Below are 24191 nucleotides of genomic sequence, written 5' to 3'. Positions count from 1 at the left end.
GGGCCGCCCGGTGCGGACGTCACATCCAGCGCTCGTCCTCAGCTACCTCAGCACTCTGCTTCAGCTACCTCAGCACTGCGCTTTAGATTCCCTCTCCCGCCTGCGGGAGAGGGTTAGGGTGAGGGCAGGGCAACCGTCCGCAGCGGACTTACGCTTCAGCCAGCTCGCGCAGGTACTGGAAAATCTGGCGGGCGGCTTTTGGCGGCTTACTGGCGGCTTTCTCTTTCTGCGCGTTGCGGATCATACTGCGCAGCTGCTGACGGTCGGCGTGCGGATAGAGATTCAGCACTTCCGCCACCGCGTCATCACCCTGTTCAATCAGCCGATCGCGCAGCTGCTCCAGCTTATGGAACAGCGCAACCTGCTGGTTGTGGCGGTTCTTCAGCTTATCCAGCGCCAGGCGGATTGGCTCTTCGTCGCGCTGACGCAGCATTTTACCAATCAGCTGCAGCTGGCGGCGGCGGCCTTCCTTCTTAATGCGCTGCGCCAGTTCAATGGCGTCACGCAGCTGTTCATCAAGCGGGATCTTATCCAGGGAGTTTTTCCCTAAATCCACTAACTCGGCGCCCAGGCGTTTCAGCTCCTCGGCGTCGCGTTTAATTTCACTTTTACTGACCCAGATAATCTCTTCGTCTTCTTCTTCCTGATTATCCGGCACATCGTCGAGCCAGTCTTCGGGCTGCTTCGTCATCTGTTGGCTCCCTAAAAAAAGAGGCTAATCCTACCAGTTTATCGGGCGACTGCGAAATTGTTCTCTGAGTCTGATAGACTCAATAAATTCATACTTAAGATTAGACGGCAGGTCGATGAACGTATCTACTCAGGTTGCAGAACAACGTAAAGTGTTGGAACAGGCTGTCGCGCAGGCGCTGGAACTGGCGCAAGCCAGCACCGACGGAGCAGAAGTGGCGGTCACCAAAACCACCGGAATCGGTGTCAGTACCCGCTACGGCGAAGTGGAAAACGTCGAATTCAACAGCGATGGCGCGCTTGGCATCACCGTCTATCACCAAAACCGCAAAGGCAGTGCTTCCTCGACCGATCTCAGCCCGGACGCGATTAAACGCACCGTGCAGGCGGCGATCGATATCGCGCGCTACACCTCGCCCGATCCCTGTGCTGCGCCGGCCGAGCGCGATCTGCTGGCGTTCGAGGCGCCGGATCTCGATCTCTATCACCCGTGGGAGATCGACGCCGATCGCGCCATTGAGCTGGCCGCGCAGGCCGAGCAGGCCGCGCTGCAGGCTGATAAGCGCATCACCAATACTGAAGGTGGCAGCTTTAACAGCCACGTCGGCATCAAAGTCTTTGGTAACAGCCACGGCATGCTGCAGAGCTACTGCTCGAGCCGGCATTCGCTGTCGAGCTGCGTCATTGCCGAGCACAACGGTGACATGGAGCGCGACTACGCCTACACCATCGGCCGCGCGATGGGCGATCTGCAAAGCGCCGACTGGGTGGGCGCGGAGTGCGCGCGCCGCGTGCTGTCACGTCTTTCGCCACGTAAGCTGCCGACCATGAAAGCGCCGGTGCTGTTTGCGCCGGAAGTGGCCACTGGCCTGTTCGGCCATCTGGTGGGCATGATCAGCGGCAGCAGCGTTTACCGCAAATCCACCTTCCTGCTCGACGCGCTGGGCCAGCAGATTCTGCCGTCGTGGCTGACGATTGAAGAGAAGCCGCACCTGCTGAAAGGGCTGGCCTCGACGCCGTTCGACAGCGAAGGCGTACGCACCGAAGCGCGCGAAATCGTGAAAGATGGCGTGCTGCAGAACTGGCTGCTGACCAGCTATTCGGCGCGTAAGCTTGGCCTGCAAAGCACCGGCCACGCGGGCGGCATTCATAACTGGCGCATCGCCGGTCAGGGCCACAGCTTTGACGATCTGGTGAAGCAGATGGGGCGCGGTTTGATCGTTACCGAGATGATGGGTTCCAGCGTCAGCGCCATGACCGGCGACTACTCACGCGGTGCGGCTGGCTTCTGGGTTGAAAACGGTGAAATTCAATACCCTGTGAGCGAGATCACAATTGCGGGCAACCTCAAAGATATGTGGCTCAATATGGTAACGGTCGGTAACGACATTGAAACGCGCAGCAATATACAATGCGGATCGGTGCTGCTGCCGGAGATGAAAATCGCCGGACAATAAAGACATCGCTTGATGAAAGCAGCCCACAGCGGCTGCTTTTTTTTCGCCTGATAATAATTAAAGGAAAACGTTATGCGTAAGCATGTGATTGCTATGTTGTCTTTGTCGTTGCTGTTCTCTTCAGCCAGCCTGTTCGCGGCTGACCTGGAGCAGGATATGGATACCCTGAAAGACGGGCTGAGTGTCGTGAAGAAAACCTCTGACGCGCAGGAAATGCACGCTGCACTGGGCAAGATGCGTGCCGCTGCGCAGGATGCAAAAAAATCCACGCCGGAAAAACTGGAAGGTCAGGGCGCTGACAGCGCACAGATCAAGGATTACCACGCCGGTCTGGACTCACTGATTGCCCAGATCGACGTTGTCGACCAGCTGGCGCAGGCTAACAAGCTGGACGAGGCGAAAACCGAAGCGAAGAAACTGGAAGACATCCGTAACGCCAACCATAAGAAATTCCGTTGATAAACCGGGCCAGCCTGCAGGCTGGCCTTATTCCTGCCGCGGCCTCGCGTCATTCCACCGTTTTTATCCCGCTTTTTACCTCATTTCATGCATTTCGTGAGCGAACTCGCATAGTTCGTGCATCGTGCGATCTGGCGCACAGTCGCCCGTGGGATTTCCACTTTGAGGTGGAAATGTTGCGTCTCCACACTCCCAGGCAGACAGCGTAATTTCTTCTCAACGCGAATTATCTGACATTGTCCGCTGTAAACAGGAGTAACAAGGTGAGGAGTGATGCTGTCCCGCTGAAACCGAGCACGCCGGAGGCAATCCAGGCGCTGGCGGATAAGGTGATGAATCAAATCGCGGCGCTGTATGCCGCGCACCACATTGCAGCCAATGCGGTGCAACAGCAAATGCTGGCCTCACATGTCCGCGCCATGGCGGCTCGCTCTCTCACCGGAGAGGCGCTGCCGGACGTCGAAGCCGAACTGTTTGAGGACATCTCGCCTGAGACCATGGCGCTGGCGCAGCAGGTGGTGGATCTGTTTGGCAATTTGCCTGTCGAAGAAGCCTGGCTGCTGTCGGTGCATATCGAAGTGGCGAAATCGAACGAAGCATGAATTGAGAGAGGAACGGAATATGGTAACGGTAGTGATTGGCGATCGTCTGGGTAAAGGACAGAAAGTGGCAGCTGGCGTGGAAAAAGCCGGCGGCCGGGCAGTAGTGGTGCCGGGCGTGGCGGCGGATATGAAACTGGGCGATGTGATGAAGGCGGAAAACGCTGATTTCGGCATCTCCTTCTGCGGCAGCGGCGGTGCCGGTGCCATCACCGCGCAGAACAAGTACGGCTACAAAGCCAAACACGGCATGCGTTCGGTTGACGAAGGGGTAACCGCCATCAACGAAGGCGCCACCGTGCTCGGTTTTGGCTTCATGGATAAAGAAGAGCTGGGTGAGCGTCTGGTTCAGGCCTGGAATAAAAAACACGGCAGCTAAGCATGAAACAACAGTATGAGACGCAGGTCACGGTGCAGGGCAAAGGCGACAGCAAAGCAAAAGCCTTCGCCGATGCGCTCAGCAAGGTGCAGCAGCAGGTGCTGCGCACCAGCCAGAAAATTCTGTTGCGCATTGAACCGCTCGATGTGCGGGTGCTGCGCGCGCAGGAGAGCGTGCGGAAGGAGAAATTTCTGTTCTTCTTCCTCGCGCGTGAACGGCGGAATTACAGCGTGGAGCTGGAAATTACCGTCAGCGTCACTGTGATCGACACCGAGAGCGTGACCTTCACAGCAACGTAAGAATAACGACAACAAGGGTAACATTATGTTTTTAATCATTTTGTTTAAGTCGTTGATCATAGGTGGATTAGTCGGCGTGGGCGTTGGAGCGGGCGCGGCGCGCATGTTCCACGCGCCTGTCACGCAGGGGATGGGTGCCTTCCGTACGCTGGGCGAGCTCAACTCCTGCGAGGGCGATCCGGCTTCGCACTTCTCCTTTGGTCTCGGCTTCTTCTTTAACGCCTGGGCATCCTCCGTTGCCGCGGGCTCCTTCACGCAGGATGTGGATCACCGCATTCTGCCGAACTGGGGCGCGGCCGCACTGATGGTAAAGAACCGCAACGTCGCGGAAACGCTGCATAACCCGAAACGCATGGCGATTGCCTGCGGCATCATCGGCATGATCGTGGTGGCGTTCCTGAACAGTACCGCTTCTGCCGTACCGGCTGCGCTGCAGGTGACTGCGGTAAAAGTGCTGGTGCCGGCGGCGAATCTGCTGGTGAACACGGTGATGCCGGTGATCTTCTGGCTGGCGGCGATAGATGCCGGTAAGAAATCGGGCTTCTGGGCAACCATTTTTGGTGGTCTGGCGCAGTTGATCATGGGTAACGCCGTGCCGGGTCTGGTGCTGGGCATTCTGATCGGTAAAGGCGTGGAAGAGAGCGGCTGGAACAAAGTCACCAAAGTGATGATGGCTGCGATTGTCCTGCTGTTTGTGCTGAGCGGCTTCTTCCGTGGCTTCGATGTGAAACTGCTGCAATCCTTCCAGCTCGGCATCCCTGGCTGGCTCGACATGATCCACAACAGCCTGAGCGGCAAATAAGGAGCCTTCAGCATGAACGAGAACGAAAACAAAGGGTTCTGGTACGCCGATTGGTCTTTCCCGCTGTTTGTCGGCCTGCTCTCCTCCGGCGTATTCGCCGGGACGCACATGTACTACCTGTACGGCATCGGTGCTTTTAACGAAGTGGCATTCGTTTCGATGCTGCGCTCCGGCATGGAAACCGGCGTGTACGGCGCGGTGGCGGCGTTTGGTGCCAGCTTCCTGTTTGCGCGCATCATTGAAGGCTCGCTGGTAGGGATTCTGGATATCGGCGGCGCGATTCAGACCGGCGTCGGCCTCGGTGTGCCAGCGCTGCTGCTGGGAGCCGGTATCGTGTTTCCGGTGGCGAACTTTGCCGCCTCGCTGGCAACCGGGCTGGTGATTGGCGTGGCGATTGGCTACGTGATTATCCTCGCGCGTAAATTCACCATCAACCAGAGCGATTCCACCTACGGCGCGGACGTAATGATGGGCGCCGGGAATGCCTCCGGTCGCTTCCTTGGTCCACTGATTATTCTGTCTGCCATGGCGGCGTCGATTCCGATCGGCCTCGGTTCGCTGGTCGGTGCGCTGCTGTTTTACCTGTGGAACAAGCCGATTACCGGCGGCGCCATTCTCGGTGCCATGGTGCTTGGCGCTATCTTCCCGGTTTCGCTGTAAGCGCTAAATGGCTGCACAATCCCGTAGCGGCGCGATTTATCGCGCAATAAATTGCGCCGCTACGGCATGTGCGCTCTGTAAATGGGGGTTTTATGTTTGATCTGATTCTGCGCCGCGCGCGTCTGTGTGATGAACAGCTGGTGGATATCGCGATTCACGCCGGCAAAATCGCGGCGGTCGGTAAGGTGGACGGCGCAGCGCAACAGGAGCGCGATCTCGGCGGCCGCTACTACGTCAGTGCCGGCTGGATTGACAGCCACGTACACTGCTATCCCAAATCACCGATTTACCACGACGAAGCCGACGCGATTGGCGTGGCGCAGGGCGTCACCACCGTGGTGGATGCGGGCAGCACCGGTGCCGATCACATCGACGACTTTTATCAGCTGACGCGCAGCGCGAAGACCGAAGTGCGCGCGCTGATCAACATCTCGCGCACCGGCATCGTCACGCAGAACGAGCTGGCCGACATGGCGCAGATCGACGGCGAAGCGGTGGTGCAGGCGGTACAGCGTCGCCCGGACTTTATCGTCGGCCTGAAGGCGCGCATGAGCAGCAGCGTGGTCGGCGACAACGGCATTCAGCCGCTGGTGCGCGCCAAAGCCATTCAGCAGGCGGCGGGCAATCTGCCGCTGATGGTGCACATCGGTAACAACCCGCCGGTGCTGGAGGAGATCGCCGCGCTGCTCACTTCCGGCGACATCATCACTCACTGCTTTAACGGCAAGCCGAACCGCATTCTGTCACCGCAGGGCGAGCTGAAAGCGGCGGTTAAGCAGGCGATCGCGCGCGGCGTGAAGCTGGATATCGGCCACGGCAGCGCCAGCTTCAGTTTTGCGGTGGCGCGCGAGGCGATTGCCCAGGGCATTCTGCCGGACACCATCAGCTCCGATATCTATTGTCGCAACCGCATCAACGGCCCGGTGCACAGCCTGGCGCACGTGATGTCGAAATTTTTCTCCATCGGCATGACGCTGCCGCAGGTGATCGCCTGCGTCACCGTTAATGCCGCTGCGGGTCTGCGTCTGGCCGGTAAAGGGCATCTGACCGCCGGTTATGACGCCGATCTGACAATTTTTACCGTCAAAGAGGAAGCCCGCCCGTTCGTCGATGCTGAAGGCGAACGGGTCACGGGTGAGCAACATTTGCTGCCGCTGGCCGTGGTGATCGCGGGCCAGTGGCATCTGACTGAGGAAGGGAAAGCACATCATGTCTTCGATTTATGAGAAATATGACCTGAAACAGGTGATCAACGCCTCCGGCCGTATGACCATTCTCGGCGTGTCGACGCCGTCCGCCGACGTGGTGGATACCGTCAGCTACGGCCTTAATCACTACTTTGAGATCAAAGATCTGGTCAACAAAACCGGTGCCTACATCGCGCGCCTGCTGGAAGTCGAAAACGCGGTGGTGGTGTCCTGCGCCTCGGCCGGTATTGCCCAGTGCGTAGCGGCGGTGATCGTCAAAGATAACGACTGGCTGCTGGATAACCTGCACGCCGCGCCGCTCAGCGTGCCGCACGACATTGTGGTGCCGAAAGGCCATAACGTGAACTACGGCGCGCCGGTGGGCAGCATGGTGGCGCTGGGCGGCGGACGCCTGATTGAGGCCGGTTACAGCAATGAGTGCTCGCCAGAACAGCTGGCGGCGGCCATCACGCCGACCACCGCGGCGCTGCTGTACGTCAAGTCGCATCACTGTGTGCAGAAAAGCCATCTCAGCGTCGAACAGGCGGCAGTAGTCGCGCGCAAACACGGTATTCCGCTGATTGTCGATGCGGCGGCCGAAGAGGATTTGCAGTGCTATTACCAGATGGGCGCCGACCTGGTGATCTACAGCGGTGCCAAAGCCATTGAAGGGCCAACCAGCGGCCTGGTGATTGGCCGCAGCCAGTACGTCGAGTGGGTGAAACGCCAGAGCAACGGCATTGGCCGCGCGATGAAAGTTGGCAAAGAGGGCATTCTCGGTCTGACTCAGGCGATTGAAAACTATCTGCTGCAGAGCAAAACCAGCGGTGCCGACATGGTGGCGAAGATGACGCCCTTTATCGATAACCTCAACACGCTGAACGGCGTCAGCGCGCGCGTGGTGTGGGATGCGGCCGGTCGTGATATCGCCCGCGCCGAGATCAAATTTGATGAAGCGGTGACGGGCTGGCCAACCGGCGAGCTGGTGCAGGCGCTGAAAAACGGCGACATCGCCATCTATTTCCGCGGCTATAAAGCCAACGAAGGCATTATCGAAGCGGATGTGCGCAGCGTCAGCGCGGAACAGCTGCACATCATCTTTAGCCGCATCCAGGCGCTGCTCAGCGGAGGAAAACGCGCATGAATCTCAACCCCAATTTCTATCAGGGCCGTCTGTGCCTCAACGTGCTGGCCGGTTCAAAGCAGAATGCGCAGGCGATCTGGCAGGCGGCAGAAGGGCATGTGCTGGTCGGCGTTTTGTCGAAGAACTATGCCTCGAATGAGGCCGCGATTGCCGATATGCGCGAGTATGCGGCGCTGATTGATAATGCGCTGTCGGTCGGGCTGGGCGCGGGCGACCCGAATCAGTCGGCGATGGTCAGTGAAATCTCGGCAGAACTGCAGCCGCAGCACGTTAATCAGGTCTTTACCGGCGTGGCCACCAGCCGCGCGCTGCTCGGACAGCCACACACTATCGTGAACGGTCTGGTTTCACCAACCGGCACGCCGGGCAAGGTGAAAATCTCCACCGGTCCGCGCAGTTCGCAGGCGGCGGACGGTATTGTGCCGATCGCCACGGCGATCGCCATGCTGCAGGATATGGGCGGCAGTTCGGTTAAGTATTTCCCGATGGGCGGCCTGAAAGCGGTGGAGGAGTATCGCGCGGTGGCGGACGCCTGTGCGCGCCATGATTTCTGGCTGGAGCCGACCGGCGGTATCGATCTTAGTAATTTCGAAGAGATCGTGCGGATTGCTCTGGAGGCCGGGGTCAGTAAAGTCATCCCGCACGTTTACAGCTCGATCATTGATAGCGCCAGCGGCGACACGCGCATTGACGATGTGCGTCAGCTTCTGGCAACGTGCAAGAAACTGCTGTAACAAATGAGTAACAGGTGAGGCTCCGTGAGATTTCCCAATCAGCGTTTAGCTCAACTCTTCGCGGCGCTGCAAAGCGAAACGCTGCCACAGGATGAGCTGGCGCGGCGTTTTTCCGTTTCAACGCGCACGGTGCGCACCGACATCACCGCGCTCAATGCGCTGCTGGAACAGCACGGCGCTCAGTTCGTGCTGGCGCGCGGCGCGGGCTATCAGCTAAAAATCGACGACGCGGTACGCTTCGGCCGCCTGCAGCAGGAGAGTGCGGCACCGCTGCGGGTGCCGCGCACCTCGCAGGATCGGGTGCGCTATTTGCTGAGCCGCTTTCTCACCGCCGCGTATTCGCTCAAGCTGGAAGATCTGTCGGAAGAGTGGTTCGTCAGCCGCGCCACGCTGCAGAGCGATATGGCGGAAGTGCGCGAGTGGCTGGGCCGCTATCATCTCAACATCGAAACCAAGCCGCGCTACGGTATGAAACTGTTTGGTAGCGAGGCGGCGATTCGCACCTGCCTGACCGATCTGCTGTGGCAAATCGACCAGCAGACACCCGACAGCCCGCTGCTGACGGTCGAGGCGCTGCACAGCGGCATGCTGGCGCAGCTGCAGCCGCTGCTGGCGCAGTGTTTCATGCAGCATGCCATCCGGCTGAGCGATGAAGGCGAGCGCTATCTGCTGATTTACTGCGCGGTGGCGGTGCGCCGCATCAGCGAAGGCTTCCCGCTCAGCGATCCCGGCGCGGAGGATGTTGGCGAGGAGATACGCGAGGCGGCGCACGATCTGGTTAATCTGATGCGTCCGCTGGTGGGCAAAGGCATCTCGCAGGCGGAAGAGAACTGGCTGCGCGTTAATATTGCGGCGCGGCAGATTCAGGCGCTGGCCCCCAGCACCATCAACGCCGATGACGCGGATGCGCTGGTGGATTACCTGCTTAACTACATCAACACCCATTACAACTACCGGCTGCAGCAGGATGAGCAGCTGCGCGCCGATCTGCTCACGCACATCAAAACCATGATCACCCGCGTGCGCTATCAAATCCACATTCCCAATCCACTGCTGAGTAACATCAAGCAGCACTATCCGATGGCCTACGATGTGACGCTGGCGGCCGTCACCAGCTGGGGCAAATACACGCCGTATACCATTAGCGAAAACGAGATTGGCTTTCTGGTGCTGCACATCGGCGTCGGGCTGGAGCGACATTACGATGTCGGCTACCAGCGACACCCGCAGGTGTTGCTGGTCTGCGACAGCGGCAACTCCACGCTGCGCATGATCGAGGCGCTGCTGCTGCGCAAATACCCGCAGCTGGTGGTGACGGCGCGGCTGTCGCAGCGTGACTACGAAGTGCGTGCGCACATTGATGAAGATTTTGTTATTTCAACCGCGCGGCTCAGCGAGAAGAACAAGCCGGTAGTGATGATGTCGCCGTTCCCTACGGAGTTTCAGCTGGAACAGCTCGGCAAGCTGGTGCTGGTGGATCGCACCCGGCCTTACATGCTGGAGAAGTACTTCGACGCGCAGCATTTCATGGTGCTCGACCGGCCAATGAGCCAGTCGGCGCTGTTCCGCCTGCTGTGCGATCGGCTTGAGGCGGAGGGCTATGTCGATGCTGATTTTTATCCTTCGGTCGAAGAGCGTGAAGCGATTGTCAGTACCATGCTGGGCGAAGGGATCGCGCTGCCACACTCGCTGGGATTACTGGCTAAAAAAACCGTGGTTTATACCGTGCTGGCACCGCACGGCGTGAGCTGGGGCGATGAGACGGCTTCGGTAATTTTTCTGCTGGCGATCAGTAAGAGTGAATACGAGGAGGCGATGGCGATTTACGATCTGTTTGTCACCTTCCTGCGCGAAAGGGCGGTGACAAGATTGCGCGACTGCGCTGATTTCGTCAGCTTTAAAGCAGTGGCGATGGATTGTCTGAGCCGGTTGTGATGGGGATGGGTGTGGTTTGTCCCTCACCCTAACCCTCTCCCGCAAGCGGGCGAGGGGACCGACCCAGCGGCGTGTGAGTTCAGGCGCTGATTCTCAGCGCCCGGTGGATTGACTGAATTCTGACCCTCAAACCATGCCCGGACGGCTCCCTCTCCCGCGTGCGGGAGAGGGCTGGGGTGAGGGCTGCGGTGAGGGCGAAAGGCCGCCAGCCCCGAAATCAGCCGCGTTTCGCCAGCAGTTTTGGAATCTCACGCAGGCACCAGGCTTTGGCTTCACCCATGCTATCGCGGCGCCACGCCATAATAATATCCACCTCACGGGTATACTCGGCGCTGACAACGCGCAGGCGGCCTTCGGCGATATCTTTCTCTACCATCGGATAGGGCATGGTCGCTACGCCGAGACCCGCCAGCAGCGCGCGGCGTTTATCATCCATGCTGCTTACCGTCAGGCGCTGCTGTTTGTCCAGCAGCTGCACCGTCAATACCGGACGTTCGCGCGCGGTGTCCGCCACAGCGATGCCGCGATACTTAACGCGCGTGACCTCGGACAGCGGCTCGGCTTCCTGATGAATCGGGTGATCCGGACTGGCAACATACACGCTCATAATGCTGTACAGCTTGCGTGTGTTGATCTCGGTGGAGGCGCGAAAATGCAAATCCGGCGCGATCACGATGTCGGCGCGGCCCTGCTCCAGTCGCTCCCACGCGCCCGCCAGCACTTCAGTGACCAGCGAAATCTGCGTATTGGCTTTCTCGGCCAGCTTCTCTACCAGCGGGAACAGCAGCTCGGTCGGGATCAGCGCTTCGGCCACGATGGTCAGATGGGTTTCCCAGCCGCGCGCCAGCGCTTCGGCATCGGTGGTGAGTTTATCGGCGGCTTCCAGCAGCACGCGGCCGCGTTCCAGCAGCATTCGCCCGACGTTGGTGAATTTGGTGCGATGGCCGGAGCGGTCAAACAGCACCACATCCAGCTCCTCTTCCAGCTTCTGCATGGTGTAGCTCAGCGCCGATGGCACGCGTCCCAGCTCGTCGGCCGCCGCGGCGAAGCTGCCGCGACGGTCAATAGCATCCATCACACGTAAAGCTTCCAGGGTTAACGCGCGCTCTTTAGCCATGCCGACTCTCTGTCAGTAAATTTGAATATGCCAGGCAGATTAACTGGCTAACAATCCGGCGTCCAGCCTTTTACCATTGACGTATAAAGCCTGTGGTGGATTCTCACCGCAGTGCGTCGGAGGTAAAGCATGATGACAACCCGCTGCGCGTCCGCATGTGGCCAGGCCGATTTCGGTTGGTTGCAGGCGCGCTATAGCTTCTCATTTGGCCACTATTTTGATCCCCAGCTGATGGGCTACGCCTCGCTGCGCGTGCTGAATCAGGAAGTGCTGGCACCCGGTGCGGCATTTCAGCCGCGCACCTATCCGCAGGTGGATGTGCTCAACCTGGTGCTGCAGGGTGAAGCCGAATACCGCGACAGCGAAGGCAATCACCTGGTGGCGCGCGAGGGCGAAGCGATGCTGCTGTCGGCCCGCCAGGGCGTCAATTACAGCGAACACAATATCAGCAAGGATCGCCCGCTGACGCGCATGCAGCTGTGGCTGGCCGCCTGTCCGGAACGGGAAAATCCGCTGCTGCAAAAACGCGCGCTGCCGCAGCAAACCCACGTACTGATTGCATCACCGGATGGCGCGGACGGCAGTTTGCAGCTGCGCCAGCAGGTGTGGGTACATCAGGTCACGCTGGCACCGGGCGAGCAGTACAGCCTGGCGCTGCACGGACCGCGCGCCTATTTGCAGTCGATTCACGGTGCGCTTGAGGTACGGGCCAGCAGTGCGCATCAGGAGCAGCTGCGCTGTGGCGATGGGGCGTTTGTCAGTGAAGAGGCGCAGATTACGCTGCAGGCGGAAACGCCGCTGCGCGCGCTGGTGATTGATATTCCGGTGTAAAAAAGGCGGCCCTGCTGGCCGCCTGTGGCATTATTTCAGAATGGTAAAGGCGGTAGTGACGTGCTTCACGCCGCTGACACGGCTGGCGATATCCGCTGCTGCCTTCGCTTCTTCCTGCGTTACCAGACCCAGCAGGAACACTTCCCCGTTCTCAGTGGTGACTTTCACGTTGGACGATTTCACCTGATCGCTGCCCAGCAGCTGCGAGCGGATTTTGGTGGTGATCCACGTATCTGATGAAGACGTGCCGAGGCTCACTTTCTGCCCGGTGCGAATCTCGTTATACACCTCTGTCGCGCCATCAACGCCCATGGCGATCTGTTTCGCCCGGCTGGCGAGATCGGCTGACGGTGCCTGACCGGTCAGCAGTACTTTGCCCTGATACGCGGTCACGACCACGCGCGCCTGATTTTTGATCTGCTCATCTTTTGCCAGCGCGTTAGTGACGCGCAGCTCCAGCGTGCCGTCATCAACCTGCGTGCCCACGGTACGCGGGTCGGTGGCGGTTTTGGTGGCGACCGCAGCGCCGCCGGCGACAACCGCCACGCAGCCCTGCAGCAGCATGGCGGTTAACAGAATGGCGATAGCGTTCAATGCTTTCATTTGAGCTCCTTCAGTCATTCCTGGTGTGGGAACAAGGTGTTATCAATCAAATCGCACAGGCAGTTCAGCGTCAGCATATGCATCTCCTGAATGCGTGCGCTGCGATGTGACGGAATGCGAATTTCCACATCGTGCGGACCGAGCAGGCCCGCCAGCTCACCGCCGTCATGGCCGGTCAGCGCGACGATAGTCATATCGCGGGTAACCGCAGCTTCCACCGCTTTAACAATATCGCGGGTGTTGCCACGGGTGGAGATGGCCAGCAGAACGTCGCCGGCCTGTCCAAGCGCACGAACCTGCTTGGCATAAATTTCGTCGTGCAGACGGTCATTACCGATTGCCGTCAGCATCACATTGTCCGCACTCAGCGCCAGCGCCGGCAGGCTGGGACGCTCAGTCTCAAAACGGTTAATCATGCTGGCGGCAAAATGCTGGGCGTTAGCCGCCGAGGCGCCGTTACCGCAGCTGAGGATTTTGTTGCCGTTCAGCAGTGACTGCACCAGCGTCATCGCGGCGCGGGAAATCGCATCTGGCAGCGCTTCGGCTGCGGCGATTTGCGTCTGAATACTTTCGGTAAAACACGCTTTAATTCTGTCCTGCACAAGACCACCTGGTTCTATCCATCCGCACGAAAGGCATCGGCCAGCCACACCAGTTCGCGCCCGGTGATGGCGATGATGTCAAAACGGCAATTCACCGTATCAAAACTGCCGCCGCGTGCCAGCAACCACAGCGCAGCGGCACGCAGCAGCTTTTGTTGTTTCTGGCGCGTCACGCTGGCAGCCGCGCCGCCAAAACGTGCATCGCGCCGATAGCGCACTTCAACAAACACCCAGCAATCCGCGTCGCGCATAATCAGGTCGATTTCCCCGCTGCGGCAGCGCACATTGCTGGCTTCCCACTGCAGTCCGGCGCGCTCAAGGTAGCGACGCGCCTGCTGCTCCTGCTCAGCGCCGAGGCGCTGGCGGTTTACTGCACCGGAACGATTTGTCCCTGACGATACTGGTTCCATGCCAACTTCCTGTTGATCACGCAATCCGTGTCGGCGCTCAGCTTGCCGGTGTTGCCATCAATGGCGAAGCCCGGTACCTGACGCATCTGGTTAAACTGGTTCGCCAGCGTCCAGGCATCAATGCCCATCGCGTAGAGGCGTACCAGCGAATAGTCGTTGTTAAAACTGCGCGCCGCCTGCTGCATCAGGCCTGGATTGGCACCGGACAGCAGCGGAATATCGCTGAACTGCAGGCCATCCATCTCCAGCCGGAAGTCCGGACCGGCACCGGCCTGCGCACTGCGCGAGCTGGCATACAGGGCGATGTTATTGCGGCTGCTGGTGCGCATGGCAATCATCGGCTTGATCAGCTGCAGTTCGTCCTGAGTGGCAATAATGTAAACCGCATCAACGCTGCCGCTGCTGCTGGCGCTCTCAGGTGCCGGAGCGCTGGTCTGCGGTGCCGGAATCGTCAGACCGGCGACCGCCACGCCCTGCGGCTGGTCCGGCTGTACCGTCAATGGCGTGCCGCTCAGTGCAATACCGGCGCCGCTGTTGATGCCCTGTTTCAGCTCGCCCACACCGCCGAAACGCTGTTGCAGCACGGTTGCGCCGCCCAGCTTCTGCCACTCCTGCGCAAACGCTTTGCCCACGCGGTCGCCATAGCTGCTGCGCGGCATCAGCAGCAACGGCTGGCGTTTGCCCTGATCCCAGATATGGTGCGCGGCATCGCGCGCTTCGTCTTCAGGAGAAAGCGCAAAATAGCAAATATTCGGATGGTTCTGGATCTGCTCTGGCTCGTTGAGCGCCAGCACGTTCAGCGGTGTCTGGCTGTTGGCGACCTGTTCCACGTTATTTTTCAGCAGCGGACCAACCACCAGGGTGGCACCATCCTGCTGCGCCTGCTGCATCACCTGAGCAATCGGCTGGCTGCTGGTGTCATACACTTTCACCTGGGCGCTGCTGGCGGGCTGCGCGACGGCTGGCTGTGCGGCGGGCTGCTGCGGCTGTGCGCTGTCTGACGGCGTGATAGCCGCGGCCGACGGACTGACTACCGCGTTGGCATCGCCACTGGCTGGTGTTGCCGTGCTGGCGGGCTGTTGCGTGGAGGCGCTGGCATCGCTGCTGGCCGGTGCGGCAGGAGCTGGCGGCGCAGTCAGCACACCGTTTTTCGCATCGTTGAAGCCTTTCTGGATGGCACTGGCGAACACCTGCGCCTGACCATTAAGCGGCAGCAGCAGCGCGATTGTGCTGGTCGAGGCTTTAGTGAAGTTCTGCACCTGGCTGAGCTGGGTCGGCAGGGTTTTCGCGCCGGGGTTTTGCGGATAGCGCGTCTGCCAGTCGCTAATGGCGGCTTTCAGCATCTGGGCATCCTGGCTGTTGGCGTGCCAGGTATTCAGCAGGTCGAGCCAGCCCTGCAGCGTATTTTCGTCGGCGTTGATCACCACGCTGTTGAGCTGATCCTGGGTTAGCTGGGTCAGCGCCTGCCAGGTGGCGTCAATATTGCTCTGGTGATCGGCGCCTTTCAGCAGCGGTTCCTGAGCAATATAGGCGCGCAGCAGCGCGAGCGACGGACGATTTTGCGCAGCGGCAATCTGCAGCGCGTAGTAGCGCACCTGCTGATCCTGCGACAGGTCAGCGGCTTTTATCTGTCCCAGCAGCTGCTGAGCACCGTTGAAATCCTGCTGGGCAATTTGCAGCTGGGCGCGCAGCAGCAGCAGTTCCTGCTGTTGTACGTCAGAGAGCTGCTGTGGCAACTGACCGAGCTGATTTTGCGCCTGCGGATACTTTCCTTCCTTCAGCAGGGCACGGATGGCAAGTAATTGCCAGTCGGTCTTGCTATCATCGCTGCTTTGCTGCACCTGCTGCAGATAATAGTCAGAGCGGCCCGTGGCAGGACCCTGCACGTTTACGCTTGAGGTTTGCTGCGGTCCCTGGCCGCTACAGGCGGCCAGAATCAGGCCCGCGAGCAAAACAGGGACCAGGCGTCCTGCTTTATGACGTACGACTTTCGAAGGAAGCATACTGTATCCAGTGATGTTTTTTTCAAGATGCTCAATATTAAATCGGCAATTCGGATGAAACAATGAAACAACTCGATCGGGCAGAGATTTCTGCCAGCACGCTCTATATCGTTCCTACCCCGATCGGTAACCTGGGTGATATCACGCAGCGTGCGCTGACGGTGCTTGCGAGCGTCGATCTGGTCGCTGCGGAAGATACACGTCATACCGGGCTGTTGCTACAACATTTCGCCATCAATGCGCGACTGTTCGCACTTCACGACCATAACGAACAGCAGAAGGCCGACGTGCTGTTAGCGAAGCTGCAGGAGGGCCAGAGCATTGCGCTGGTTTCCGATGCGGGCACGCCGTTAATCAACGATCCGGGCTACCATCTGGTGCGTCGTTGCCGCGAAGCCGGGGTGCGCGTGGTGCCGTTGCCCGGTGCCTGCGCGGCGATCACAGCATTGAGCGCGGCGGGATTACCGTCCGATCGTTTCTGTTACGAAGGGTTTCTGCCGGCCAAAAGTAAAGGGCGTTGCGATGCGCTGCGTGCACTGAGTGACGAGCCGCGCACGCTGATTTTCTACGAATCGACCCATCGCGTGCTGGATACGCTACAGGATATGGTCAGCGTATGGGGCGCGGCGCGCTACGTGGTGCTGGCACGGGAGCTGACCAAAACCTGGGAGTCATTGTACGGTGCGCCGGTGGGTGAATTGCTGGCGTGGGTGCAAGCGGATGAGAATCGCCGCAAGGGCGAGATGGTGCTGATTGTCGAAGGCCATAAAGCGGATGAAGAGACGCTGCCGGCAGAGGCGCTGCGCACGCTGGCGCTGCTGCAGGCTGAGCTGCCGCTGAAAAAGGCGGCGGCGCTGACGGCGGAAATTCATGGGGTTAAGAAAAACGCCCTGTACAAGTATGCGCTGGAGCAGCAAGAGGCGTGACAAACGCGGGCGGATCGCCTATTATCCCGCGCCGAAGCTGACCAGACAGTCGCCGCTTTGTCGTCGTCCCTTTCGGGGGAGACGGGCAGAGGGGAGGAAAGTCCGGGCTCCATAGGGCAGGGTGCCAGGTAACGCCTGGGGGGCGCAAGCCTACGACCAGTGCAACAGAGAGCAAACCGCCGATGGCCCAGTAATGGGATCAGGTAAGGGTGAAAGGGTGCGGTAAGAGCGCACCGCGCGGCTGGCAACAGTCCGTGGCACGGTAAACTCCACCCGGAGCAAGGCCAAATAGGGGTTCACATGGTACGGCCCGTACTGAACCCGGGTAGGCTGCTTGAGCCAGTGAGCGATTGCTGGCCTAGATGAATGACTGTCCACGACAGAACCCGGCTTATCGGTCAGTTTCGACTTTTTTATAAAGACGCCCGCAGGTGAGAATCTGCGGGCGTTTTGTTTTTGGGGTAAGGTGCGTGCTGTCCCTCATCCTAACCTTCTCCCGCAAGCGGGAGAAGGGACCGATTGTGCGTGTGGCGAGTTGAGTGCTCGCCCTGCCAGACCGCACTTAACTATTCCCTCTCCCCGTGGGAGAGGGTTAGGGTGAGGGCAGAAAACCGCACGTAGCCAGATAAAACCGCACAAAACCCCCATTTCTCTGCGTAAAGAAACGCAAATCCGCAAAAACATTCTTTTCCCTGTGCCAGAATAGGCGCGTGTTCAACTACTGAGGACAATTTTTCATCCACACCGGGAAAAGCAACAACGTGGATAAGTTGTAAAATTATGGATAACCATTTCGTTACACTTTACGTATTAACCTCTTCACCCACCTGCGTTTTCTGCTGCTCACTGAGCGATCGGCACTGGCGCTTCGCGCTGTAGTTTTTTCTCTCCTTCCTAGATTTTTATCTTTTTCAGCTATCACGCTGCTGTTTGCGCGTGGATGGCGTTTATTTCTCACAGGAGAGAAATCATGCTGTACTGGATTTTATTAGCGTTAGCGATTGCTGCCGAAATTACGGGCACCGTGTCAATGAAATGGGCCAGCGTTAATGGCGGCAGCGCTGGCTATATTTTTATGCTGTTGATGATCGCCCTGTCATACATCTTCCTCACCTTTGCCGTTAAACGTATTGCCCTTGGCGTGGCTTATGCCATGTGGGAAGGCGTCGGTATTCTGTTTATCACTCTGTCCAGCGTGATGCTGTTTGACGAGGCGCTGTCGGTGATGAAGGCGGCGGGTTTGATCACGCTGATCGCGGGTATCGCGCTGATCAAAGCGGGGACATTCAGCCGTAAGGAACTGCGTCATGACCACGCTTAATGTCGTGCATCTGGCCTGGCTGGCGCTGGCCATCGTGCTGGAAATTGTGGCTAACATCGCGCTGAAATACGCCAACGGCTTCCGTCGTCCGCTGTATGGCGTGGTATCGCTGGTGGCTGTCCTGGCGGCATTCAGTGCCCTGTCGCAGGCAGTGAAGGGGATCGATCTCTCGGTGGCCTACGCCTTGTGGGGCGGTTTCGGTCTGGTGGCTACCGTAGCGGCAGGCTGGATCCTGTTCGGACAACGTCTGAACACCCGCGGCTGGCTGGGCGTGGCACTGCTGCTGGCCGGGATGGTGTTGATTAAATTTGCCTGAGGCAGCGCGATACTGCCTGCCTTCCTTTCCCAATGGCGGGAGAGAAGGGCAGGCATGCGTAAGCCAGCCGTTAACCGCGGCCGTGCGGCTCATCCCAGTCAAAAGCCGGTCCCAGCGAAATAACGCCGTTCGGATTGATGGTCTTGTGGCTGCAGTAGTAGTGATGGCGGATGTGCGGCAGGTTCACCGTATCGGCAATGCCCGGCATCTGATAAATATCGCGCAGGAAGCCGTTCAGGTTACGGTAATCGCTGATGCGGTGACGATCGCACTTAAAGTGGGTCACGTAGACCGGGTCAAAGCGCACCAGCGTGGTCCACAGGCGCAGATCGGCTTCGGTGAGGCGATCGCCGGTCAGATAGCGATGCTGACCCAGAATCTGCTCCAGCCGTGCCAGCGAATGGAACAGCGCGGTTACGGCTTCATCATAGGCCGACTGTGACGTGGCAAATCCGCTTTTGTAGACGCCGTTATTGACGGTGTCATAAATCCAGCCGTTGAGTTCGTCGATCTTGTCACGCAGCTCGGGCGGGTAGTAATCGCCGGCGCGAGCGCCCTGCGCGTCGAAGGCGCTGTTGAACATACGGATGATATCGGCGGATTCATTACTGACAATAGTGTGCTGCTTTTTATCCCACAGCACCGGCACGGTCACGCGCCCGCTGTACTGCGGATCGGCATGCAGATAGAGCTGATAGAGGAATTCGTTCTGATACAGCGAATCGCCGGTCGCGGCGGGGAAGTCATCGTCGAAGGTCCAGCCGTTCTCCAGCATCAGCGGGTGCACCACTGACACCGAAATCATCTCTTCTAACCCCTTCAGCTGACGCATCAGCAGGGTGCGATGCGCCCACGGGCAGGCCAGCGAAACGTATAAATGATAACGATCGCGCTCGGCGGCAAAGCCGGCTTTCCCGGTTGGCCCGGCGTTGCCGTCTGCCGTGATCCAGTTACGCCAGACTGCTTCTGTGCGTTTGAAGCGGCCACCGGTTGACTTCGTATCGTACCAGGTGTCATGCCAGACACCGTCAATCAGTTGTCCCATAAGCCCTCCATAAAAAAACGGGGCGAGGAAAATCCCCGCCCCTGCTATTCAGTATATGTGCTGTTGCACGGCTTGTGTGCTTAGCGTGCGGTTGCTGGCATAAAGCGCTGACGAATCAGGCGGTCAATGCTGTAGGCGCCCGGACCTACCAGACCCAGCACCAGGAAACCACCGGCGATGGACAGGTTTTTCATGAACATCAGCTGGTTAACGCCTTCCGCAAAGTTGCTGTGGAACAGGAACGCGGTCAGCAGCGTGAAGCCGGCGGTGAACAGCGCGGTGAAGCGCGTCAGGAAGCCGAACAGAATCGCCAGGCCGCCGCCCAGTTCCAGCAGAATCACCAGCGGCAGCAGGAAGCCGGGCACGCCCATCGCCTGCATGTACTGTGCGGTGCCTGCATAGGCGGTGATTTTGCCCCAGCCGGCAGTAATAAACAGGATGGTCATTAATACGCGTGCCAGCAGCAGGCCTGAGTCTTCGAATTTTTTCATCATTTACTCCAACAAGGTTTTTGGCGCAGGTTGTTGGCCTGCCGGGTTATTTTCCCGCTAAACCGCGTTAAACAGTTCGTCGGGCTGATGGAGGGAGATGATAGTCGCGCGCAGCAATAGTTGTAAGCGAGATAAACTGTCGATGTTATTCAGGAATTCTGAAGGAGGAAAACCGAACCTTTTCGATCCGGTTTAAGGTGGGAAAGTTAGCGTGGCGGCATCGCCGATTTGATCATGCGCCAGGTGCTCCACAGGCCGAGTCCGCGTTTGGCCCAGCGCATGATGCGGTTGGGGCTGCGGATCGACCAGATGGCGAGCGCGCTGCTGCCAATCGCCAGATAGCGGCGCAGGCTGAGAAACGTCAGCCAGCCGCGATCGTACTGCGCGGTGCTTTCCAGCCAGTCGCGGCGAGCAGCGCTGAGATCCAGCCGCTGCTGCTGTACCTGATTAAGCAATTCATGAATGCGTGCTTCACGTTCACGCTGACTCATGAGCGATGCTCCTCGAGTAAGGTGCGATCGGTGTCCAGCTCTTTGCGCGTATGGCGCAGCAGCGTGGACTGCCGGGATTTACGCAACGTCCATAAACCAAAAATCAGCGCCAGCGCGAATAGCACGCCGGTGGTGATGGCAATCGCCATCAGCCGGTACTGCGCATCCACCGCCCAGATAATCAGCACCATCAGGCTCATCAATCCGAAAGCGGTAAACAGCATGGTCAGGCCTATCATGATCAGCATCTGGATCAGATTGGCTTTTTCCTCTTCCAGCTCGGCAACGGCCAGCCGCACGCGTGTCTCGACCATGCCAACCAGCGTTGTCACCACGCGCTGACCTACATTGAAGACCCCTTTGCCTGGGCCGTGGCTCTGATTCTCGCTCATATCAACGACGTGAAATCAGGATGCCGATCAGCACGCCCACTGCTGCGCCGATACCCACGCCGTGCCACGGATTTTCACGCACGTAGACGTCCGCTTTCTCCGCCGCTTCACGCGTGGTCTGCGCGATGCGTTCGCCGGATTCGCCCAGCCGCTCGCGTGAACTCTCAATGGCACCGCGTGCTTTGTGACGCAGTTTATCCAGCTCGCTTTTCGACTTATCAGCCGAGCTGCTCAGCACTTCTTCCAGGGTGTCGGCAAGGTTTTTCAGTTCCGCACGCAGATGTTCAGATGTGGTGTCTTTAGCCATGGTGTTCTCCATTACATCATTTATTTAAGTCCGATTAATAAGGCTCGGCCTGCAGCTTTTTCAGCTCCTGGCGTGCCTCTTCCAGCTTCCGTTCGCGCTTACCGATCTTCTCCTGGTCTTTGCCTTCCTGGCGATCCTGCTGCAGTTCGCGCTCGCGCTCAGCCACTTTATGCTGCTGGGCTTCAATGCGTTCAGCGTGGGCGGATTTCAGTTTCTCGTCAGTGCAGTTGGCGCGGACTTCAGTCAGCGCGCGTTCCAGTCCGGTGACCCGGCGCTGGTTGTCGTGCTGTTTCGCCATCTCAATTTCGCGCTGAATATCCTGCTGTTTTTGCTGACACAGCGATTCCGCTGCCAGCAGTGAACCCGAGAGAGAGAAAAGAATCGCACCCAGCAGTAGTTGTTGTTTCATCAGGTTTTTACCTTCCATTGTTGACGACCTGTCGCAAACCGGACAGGAGGGGCATCCCAGCTTGTCGTCTGCTCGCGCTTACTTAAGAATAGACAGCAGACGAAAAAATTCAAAAAACACGCGGGGATAGCGAGGATTGAGGTGCCGCCGGGCGGTGAACCCGACGGCGGGGATCAGCTATAGGTGAGGCGATTAGCGTCCACCACCTGCTGTGACGCCTGCGGACCCGCCGCCACGACAAAGCCCTGTGGCAGCAGGCGGCGCAGTACTTTCTGCGCGGCCAGGCTCTGCTCTTCATTCTCAAAATGAATGACCAGCGCATCGCCTGCTGAGGTAATACTTTTAATCCGCACGCCCTGCGCCGAAAGCTGCTGATAGAGATAAAAGCCGTCCGGCAGATTGGTGCCACTGTGTGCCACGCGGATCTTCACCACCGTTTCATGCTGCATCAGTTTGGGCACAATGCCGATAGCCAGCAGCGCCAGCACGCCAGCGCACAGCCAGGGGAGTAAACGCCTGGGGAAATTACGCAACCCTGTCATTACTGTGACTTCCCGTTCTGACCCGCCTGACGTTTACGCCATAGCACTACCAGTGAACCCACCAGACCGATGACCAGCAGCACCAGCGGCAGCAGCATCAGGCAGAACATCAGCTCATCTTCATAGCGGCGGAAAATGGGGGTTTTCCCCAGCGCAAAGCCGAGCACGGTAAGAATCAGCACCCACAGGAAGCCGCTCATCCAGTTAAAGAACTGGAAGCGGGCATTGCTCAGGCCAGAGAGGCCGGCAATGGTCGGCAGCAGGGTACGGACAAAGGCGATAAAGCGGCCAATCAGCAGCGCAGACAAGCCGTGGCGGTGGAACAGGCTGTGGGCGCGCTGATGATACTGCGCGGGCAGATGGGAGAGCCATTTCTGCACCGTCGGCGTATTGCCAAGCCAGCGGCCCTGAATGTAACTGACCCAGCAGCCGAGGCTGGCACCGGTGGTCAGCACCAGCAGGGTCAGCGGGAAGCTCATGGTGCCTTTCGCGATCAGCACGCCGACCAGAATCAGTAGACTGTCACCAGGCAGAAACGCTGCGGGCAGCAGGCCATTTTCGAGAAACAGAATCATGAACAACACGCCATAAATCGCCCACACCAGCGTGGGGTCGGAGAGCATTTCGTAATCCTGCTGCCACAGGGCATGCAGCAATGCTTGCAAAATATCCATCAATCATTCCTGAACATCATTGTTAAACGTGCCCGTGAGGGGCTTAGGCGCAGGCGGGTTAAGTTATACATTTTAGGTATGCCACCTGAGCAGGATTTCCGGATCCATCCAGAATTGATTGTTAAATCAGCGACTTTTTATAGCCCTGTCGCAAAGGGTAAGAAAAGGGCGATAACTGTAACAAAAATCGCGGGATTCAGACAGTGTAAAGTCGCGGTCGCACAGGAGTTTTACCTTTTGACGCAGATGGTCAAAAGGAGCTTTACACGAGCTGACACTATTGCAGATTAACTGACTTTTTAGCCTGAAAATGCAGCGTTTTCTGCCATTGCGGCTTCAGGGCAGGATCACCGGATTTTCTGCGAACATGTAACGGTCGACGTTGAATTCGAAATCATCGGCGGTGGCGTCGAACAGCATCTGTTTAGTATTTTCCAGATGCTGCCACATCGCCAGTTTGCTGGCGGCGGGATCTTTGCGCATCAGCGCTTTTAAAATCTGGTCGTGATCGTCACACCAGCTGGTGATATGGCGTGCGTCAATGTGCTCGTGCAGTTTGAGCCAGTAAGGATTATGCAGCCGGTGCCGCCACATTTTCTCTACGATGGCGGCCAGCGCGCTGTTTTGGGTGGCCTGGGCAATGCGCACGTGAAACTCCATATCCCACGTTGAGTCGCGCGCGTGATCTTCCTGCCGGGCTTTTTCCTGAATTGCCAACAGCGCCACGATATCCTGCGGACGGATCTGCGTGGCGGCAAATTCGGCGACATTGCTCTCAATCAGCTGGCGCGCCTGCAGCAGTTCAAAGGGGCCATAGCTGGCAAACTCCAGCTGATCGGCGGCGCTGTCGCGCGGTTGTGGCTGGTCGCTGATCACATGAATACCCGACCCTTTGCGCACCTCGACGTAGCCTTCCACCTCCAGCATGATGATCGCTTCCCGCACCACGGTGCGGCTCACCTGGTGCGCCTCCGCAATCATCCGCTCTGCCGGTAACTTTGCCCCCACGGCATAACTGCCCGCTTCGATGCGCTGCTTGAGTTCGCTGGCGAGTTGCTGGTAGAGGCGGCGGGATTCGTTCAGGTCCATGATTTTTCGGTTCTGTGAAAGACGGTAAGTTGTTATACCACTTACCCTGCGATGTCGCAAAGCGCTGAAGATGTTATACCATCTGGCAAGTTAAGAACCTGCGCGCCTGCTCAGGTTTTTATCTTTAATTAATATAATATACATAGTCTTAAGTCGATGAAAATCAGTGGTACGCCGTCTTTCGCCGTATGGCAATGATGGATAATGTGACGCAGTTGGCAAACAAATCTCCCTGTCGCTGAAATTGGTATGATAACTTTTGCGCATTAGCTGACCG

General features: G+C 58.5%; 30 protein-coding genes and 1 other RNA gene. 16 read left to right on the top strand and 15 right to left on the bottom strand.

The window, feature by feature from the left end:
• Positions 1–148 precede the first annotated feature (148 nt).
• Complete coding sequence (yjgA, locus tag F3J41_RS19460; protein WP_058759857.1) at positions 149–691, bottom strand: ribosome biogenesis factor YjgA; 543 nt, start codon at positions 689–691, stop codon at positions 149–151.
• 115 nt (positions 692–806) lie between these two features.
• Between yjgA and pmbA the strand changes: the two genes are divergently transcribed.
• From pmbA to F3J41_RS19405, 11 genes are all read left to right on the top strand, one after another.
• Positions 807–2147: a metalloprotease PmbA gene (gene pmbA / locus F3J41_RS19455; protein WP_058771332.1), complete on the top strand. Its 1341-nt coding sequence runs from the start codon at positions 807–809 to the stop codon at positions 2145–2147.
• Between the two features lie 72 nt (positions 2148–2219).
• Positions 2220–2606, top strand: coding sequence for a cytochrome b562 (gene cybC / locus F3J41_RS19450; protein ID WP_021509728.1), 387 nt, complete (start codon positions 2220–2222; stop codon positions 2604–2606).
• A gap of 263 nt (positions 2607–2869) precedes the next feature.
• Entirely contained in the window at positions 2870–3208 is a 339-nt protein-coding gene (locus F3J41_RS19445; RefSeq protein ID WP_010617110.1) for a glycine dehydrogenase, read from the top strand.
• A gap of 19 nt (positions 3209–3227) precedes the next feature.
• Positions 3228–3584: an SFCGS family glycine-rich protein gene (locus tag F3J41_RS19440; RefSeq protein WP_021509727.1), complete on the top strand. Its 357-nt coding sequence runs from the start codon at positions 3228–3230 to the stop codon at positions 3582–3584.
• 2 nt (positions 3585–3586) lie between these two features.
• Positions 3587–3883: a DUF4312 family protein gene (locus F3J41_RS19435; protein WP_021509726.1), complete on the top strand. Its 297-nt coding sequence runs from the start codon at positions 3587–3589 to the stop codon at positions 3881–3883.
• Between the two features lie 25 nt (positions 3884–3908).
• Complete coding sequence (locus F3J41_RS19430; protein ID WP_021509725.1) at positions 3909–4685, top strand: DUF4311 domain-containing protein; 777 nt, start codon at positions 3909–3911, stop codon at positions 4683–4685.
• A gap of 12 nt (positions 4686–4697) precedes the next feature.
• Positions 4698–5345 carry a DUF4310 family protein gene (locus tag F3J41_RS19425; RefSeq protein WP_021509724.1) on the top strand — a complete coding sequence of 216 codons (648 nt, stop codon included), beginning with the start codon at positions 4698–4700 and terminating at the stop codon, positions 5343–5345.
• Between the two features lie 92 nt (positions 5346–5437).
• Positions 5438–6571 carry an amidohydrolase/deacetylase family metallohydrolase gene (locus F3J41_RS19420; protein WP_141497028.1) on the top strand — a complete coding sequence of 378 codons (1134 nt, stop codon included), beginning with the start codon at positions 5438–5440 and terminating at the stop codon, positions 6569–6571.
• Positions 6555–7676, top strand: a complete 1122-nt coding sequence (locus F3J41_RS19415; RefSeq protein WP_058759854.1) for a DgaE family pyridoxal phosphate-dependent ammonia lyase — start codon at positions 6555–6557, stop codon at positions 7674–7676. The genes F3J41_RS19420 and F3J41_RS19415 overlap by 17 nt, the downstream gene beginning before the upstream one ends.
• Complete coding sequence (locus F3J41_RS19410; protein WP_059012418.1) at positions 7673–8410, top strand: KDGP aldolase family protein; 738 nt, start codon at positions 7673–7675, stop codon at positions 8408–8410. Before F3J41_RS19415 ends, F3J41_RS19410 begins: the two co-directional genes overlap by 4 nt.
• Before the next feature lie 24 nt (positions 8411–8434).
• Positions 8435–10345, top strand: coding sequence for a BglG family transcription antiterminator (locus F3J41_RS19405; RefSeq protein WP_166712148.1), 1911 nt, complete (start codon positions 8435–8437; stop codon positions 10343–10345).
• 217 nt (positions 10346–10562) lie between these two features.
• Here the strand turns inward: F3J41_RS19405 and F3J41_RS19400 are convergent, their stop codons facing one another.
• Positions 10563–11462 carry a LysR family transcriptional regulator gene (locus tag F3J41_RS19400; protein ID WP_021509719.1) on the bottom strand — a complete coding sequence of 300 codons (900 nt, stop codon included), beginning with the start codon at positions 11460–11462 and terminating at the stop codon, positions 10563–10565.
• Between the two features lie 129 nt (positions 11463–11591).
• Between F3J41_RS19400 and F3J41_RS19395 the strand changes: the two genes are divergently transcribed.
• Positions 11592–12293 (top strand): pirin family protein, encoded by a 702-nt coding sequence (locus tag F3J41_RS19395; protein WP_031280148.1) that lies wholly within the window; start codon positions 11592–11594, stop codon positions 12291–12293.
• 30 nt (positions 12294–12323) lie between these two features.
• On the opposite strand, the gene dolP is transcribed toward F3J41_RS19395, so the two are convergent.
• Genes dolP through F3J41_RS19375 form a run of 4 tightly spaced genes read right to left on the bottom strand, consistent with a single transcriptional unit; the run spans position 12324 to position 15911 of the window.
• Entirely contained in the window at positions 12324–12896 is a 573-nt protein-coding gene (dolP, locus tag F3J41_RS19390) for a division/outer membrane stress-associated lipid-binding lipoprotein (RefSeq protein ID WP_021509717.1), read from the bottom strand.
• 14 nt (positions 12897–12910) lie between these two features.
• Positions 12911–13498 carry a DnaA initiator-associating protein DiaA gene (diaA, locus tag F3J41_RS19385; protein ID WP_021509716.1) on the bottom strand — a complete coding sequence of 196 codons (588 nt, stop codon included), beginning with the start codon at positions 13496–13498 and terminating at the stop codon, positions 12911–12913.
• Between the two features lie 14 nt (positions 13499–13512).
• Positions 13513–13908 (bottom strand): YraN family protein, encoded by a 396-nt coding sequence (locus F3J41_RS19380; protein ID WP_166712146.1) that lies wholly within the window; start codon positions 13906–13908, stop codon positions 13513–13515.
• On the bottom strand, positions 13866–15911 hold the full coding sequence (locus F3J41_RS19375) for a penicillin-binding protein activator (RefSeq protein ID WP_166712144.1): 2046 nt from the start codon (positions 15909–15911) through the stop codon (positions 13866–13868). The genes F3J41_RS19380 and F3J41_RS19375 overlap by 43 nt, the downstream gene beginning before the upstream one ends.
• 62 nt (positions 15912–15973) lie before the next feature.
• Between F3J41_RS19375 and rsmI the strand changes: the two genes are divergently transcribed.
• The 4 genes from rsmI to mdtI all read left to right on the top strand — a co-directional run bounded on the left by rsmI (position 15974) and on the right by mdtI (position 18474).
• Complete coding sequence (rsmI, locus tag F3J41_RS19370; protein WP_058759850.1) at positions 15974–16837, top strand: 16S rRNA (cytidine(1402)-2'-O)-methyltransferase; 864 nt, start codon at positions 15974–15976, stop codon at positions 16835–16837.
• A 33-nt stretch (positions 16838–16870) separates the two neighbouring features.
• Positions 16871–17247: RNase P RNA component class A (gene rnpB / locus F3J41_RS19365), an RNA gene on the top strand.
• A gap of 560 nt (positions 17248–17807) precedes the next feature.
• A complete protein-coding gene (gene mdtJ, locus F3J41_RS19360; protein WP_021509712.1) occupies positions 17808–18158 on the top strand; it encodes a multidrug/spermidine efflux SMR transporter subunit MdtJ in 351 nt (116 codons plus the stop codon).
• Positions 18145–18474 (top strand): multidrug/spermidine efflux SMR transporter subunit MdtI, encoded by a 330-nt coding sequence (gene mdtI, locus F3J41_RS19355; protein ID WP_021509711.1) that lies wholly within the window; start codon positions 18145–18147, stop codon positions 18472–18474. Before mdtJ ends, mdtI begins: the two co-directional genes overlap by 14 nt.
• Before the next feature lie 70 nt (positions 18475–18544).
• On the opposite strand, the gene F3J41_RS19350 is transcribed toward mdtI, so the two are convergent.
• The 9 genes from F3J41_RS19350 to exuR all read right to left on the bottom strand — a co-directional run bounded on the left by F3J41_RS19350 (position 18545) and on the right by exuR (position 23914).
• Positions 18545–19519 (bottom strand): glutathione S-transferase family protein, encoded by a 975-nt coding sequence (locus F3J41_RS19350; RefSeq protein WP_166712142.1) that lies wholly within the window; start codon positions 19517–19519, stop codon positions 18545–18547.
• A gap of 80 nt (positions 19520–19599) precedes the next feature.
• Positions 19600–20010: a DoxX family protein gene (locus tag F3J41_RS19345; RefSeq protein ID WP_010618799.1), complete on the bottom strand. Its 411-nt coding sequence runs from the start codon at positions 20008–20010 to the stop codon at positions 19600–19602.
• A 206-nt stretch (positions 20011–20216) separates the two neighbouring features.
• Positions 20217–20501, bottom strand: coding sequence for a YqjK-like family protein (locus F3J41_RS19340; protein ID WP_010618800.1), 285 nt, complete (start codon positions 20499–20501; stop codon positions 20217–20219).
• A complete protein-coding gene (locus F3J41_RS19335; protein WP_021312955.1) occupies positions 20498–20893 on the bottom strand; it encodes a phage holin family protein in 396 nt (131 codons plus the stop codon). Before F3J41_RS19335 ends, F3J41_RS19340 begins: the two co-directional genes overlap by 4 nt.
• A 1-nt stretch (position 20894) precedes the next feature.
• Positions 20895–21200: a YqjD family protein gene (locus F3J41_RS19330; RefSeq protein ID WP_021509708.1), complete on the bottom strand. Its 306-nt coding sequence runs from the start codon at positions 21198–21200 to the stop codon at positions 20895–20897.
• 34 nt (positions 21201–21234) lie between these two features.
• Positions 21235–21609 carry a DUF1090 domain-containing protein gene (locus tag F3J41_RS19325; RefSeq protein WP_136546454.1) on the bottom strand — a complete coding sequence of 125 codons (375 nt, stop codon included), beginning with the start codon at positions 21607–21609 and terminating at the stop codon, positions 21235–21237.
• A gap of 173 nt (positions 21610–21782) precedes the next feature.
• Positions 21783–22151, bottom strand: coding sequence for an EnvZ/OmpR regulon moderator MzrA (gene mzrA, locus F3J41_RS19320; RefSeq protein WP_166712140.1), 369 nt, complete (start codon positions 22149–22151; stop codon positions 21783–21785).
• Positions 22151–22825 carry a DedA family protein gene (locus tag F3J41_RS19315; protein WP_021509705.1) on the bottom strand — a complete coding sequence of 225 codons (675 nt, stop codon included), beginning with the start codon at positions 22823–22825 and terminating at the stop codon, positions 22151–22153. Before F3J41_RS19315 ends, mzrA begins: the two co-directional genes overlap by 1 nt.
• 336 nt (positions 22826–23161) lie before the next feature.
• Complete coding sequence (gene exuR, locus F3J41_RS19310; protein WP_058759846.1) at positions 23162–23914, bottom strand: transcriptional regulator ExuR; 753 nt, start codon at positions 23912–23914, stop codon at positions 23162–23164.
• Between the last annotated feature and the right edge of the window lie 277 nt (positions 23915–24191).

The organism is Pantoea sp. Ap-870, from assembly GCF_011752515.1.
GTDB lineage: Bacteria > Pseudomonadota > Gammaproteobacteria > Enterobacterales > Enterobacteriaceae > Pantoea > Pantoea dispersa.
Note: the sequence above shows the minus strand (reverse complement) of the source record. Positions and strands in the feature narration are given on the sequence as shown.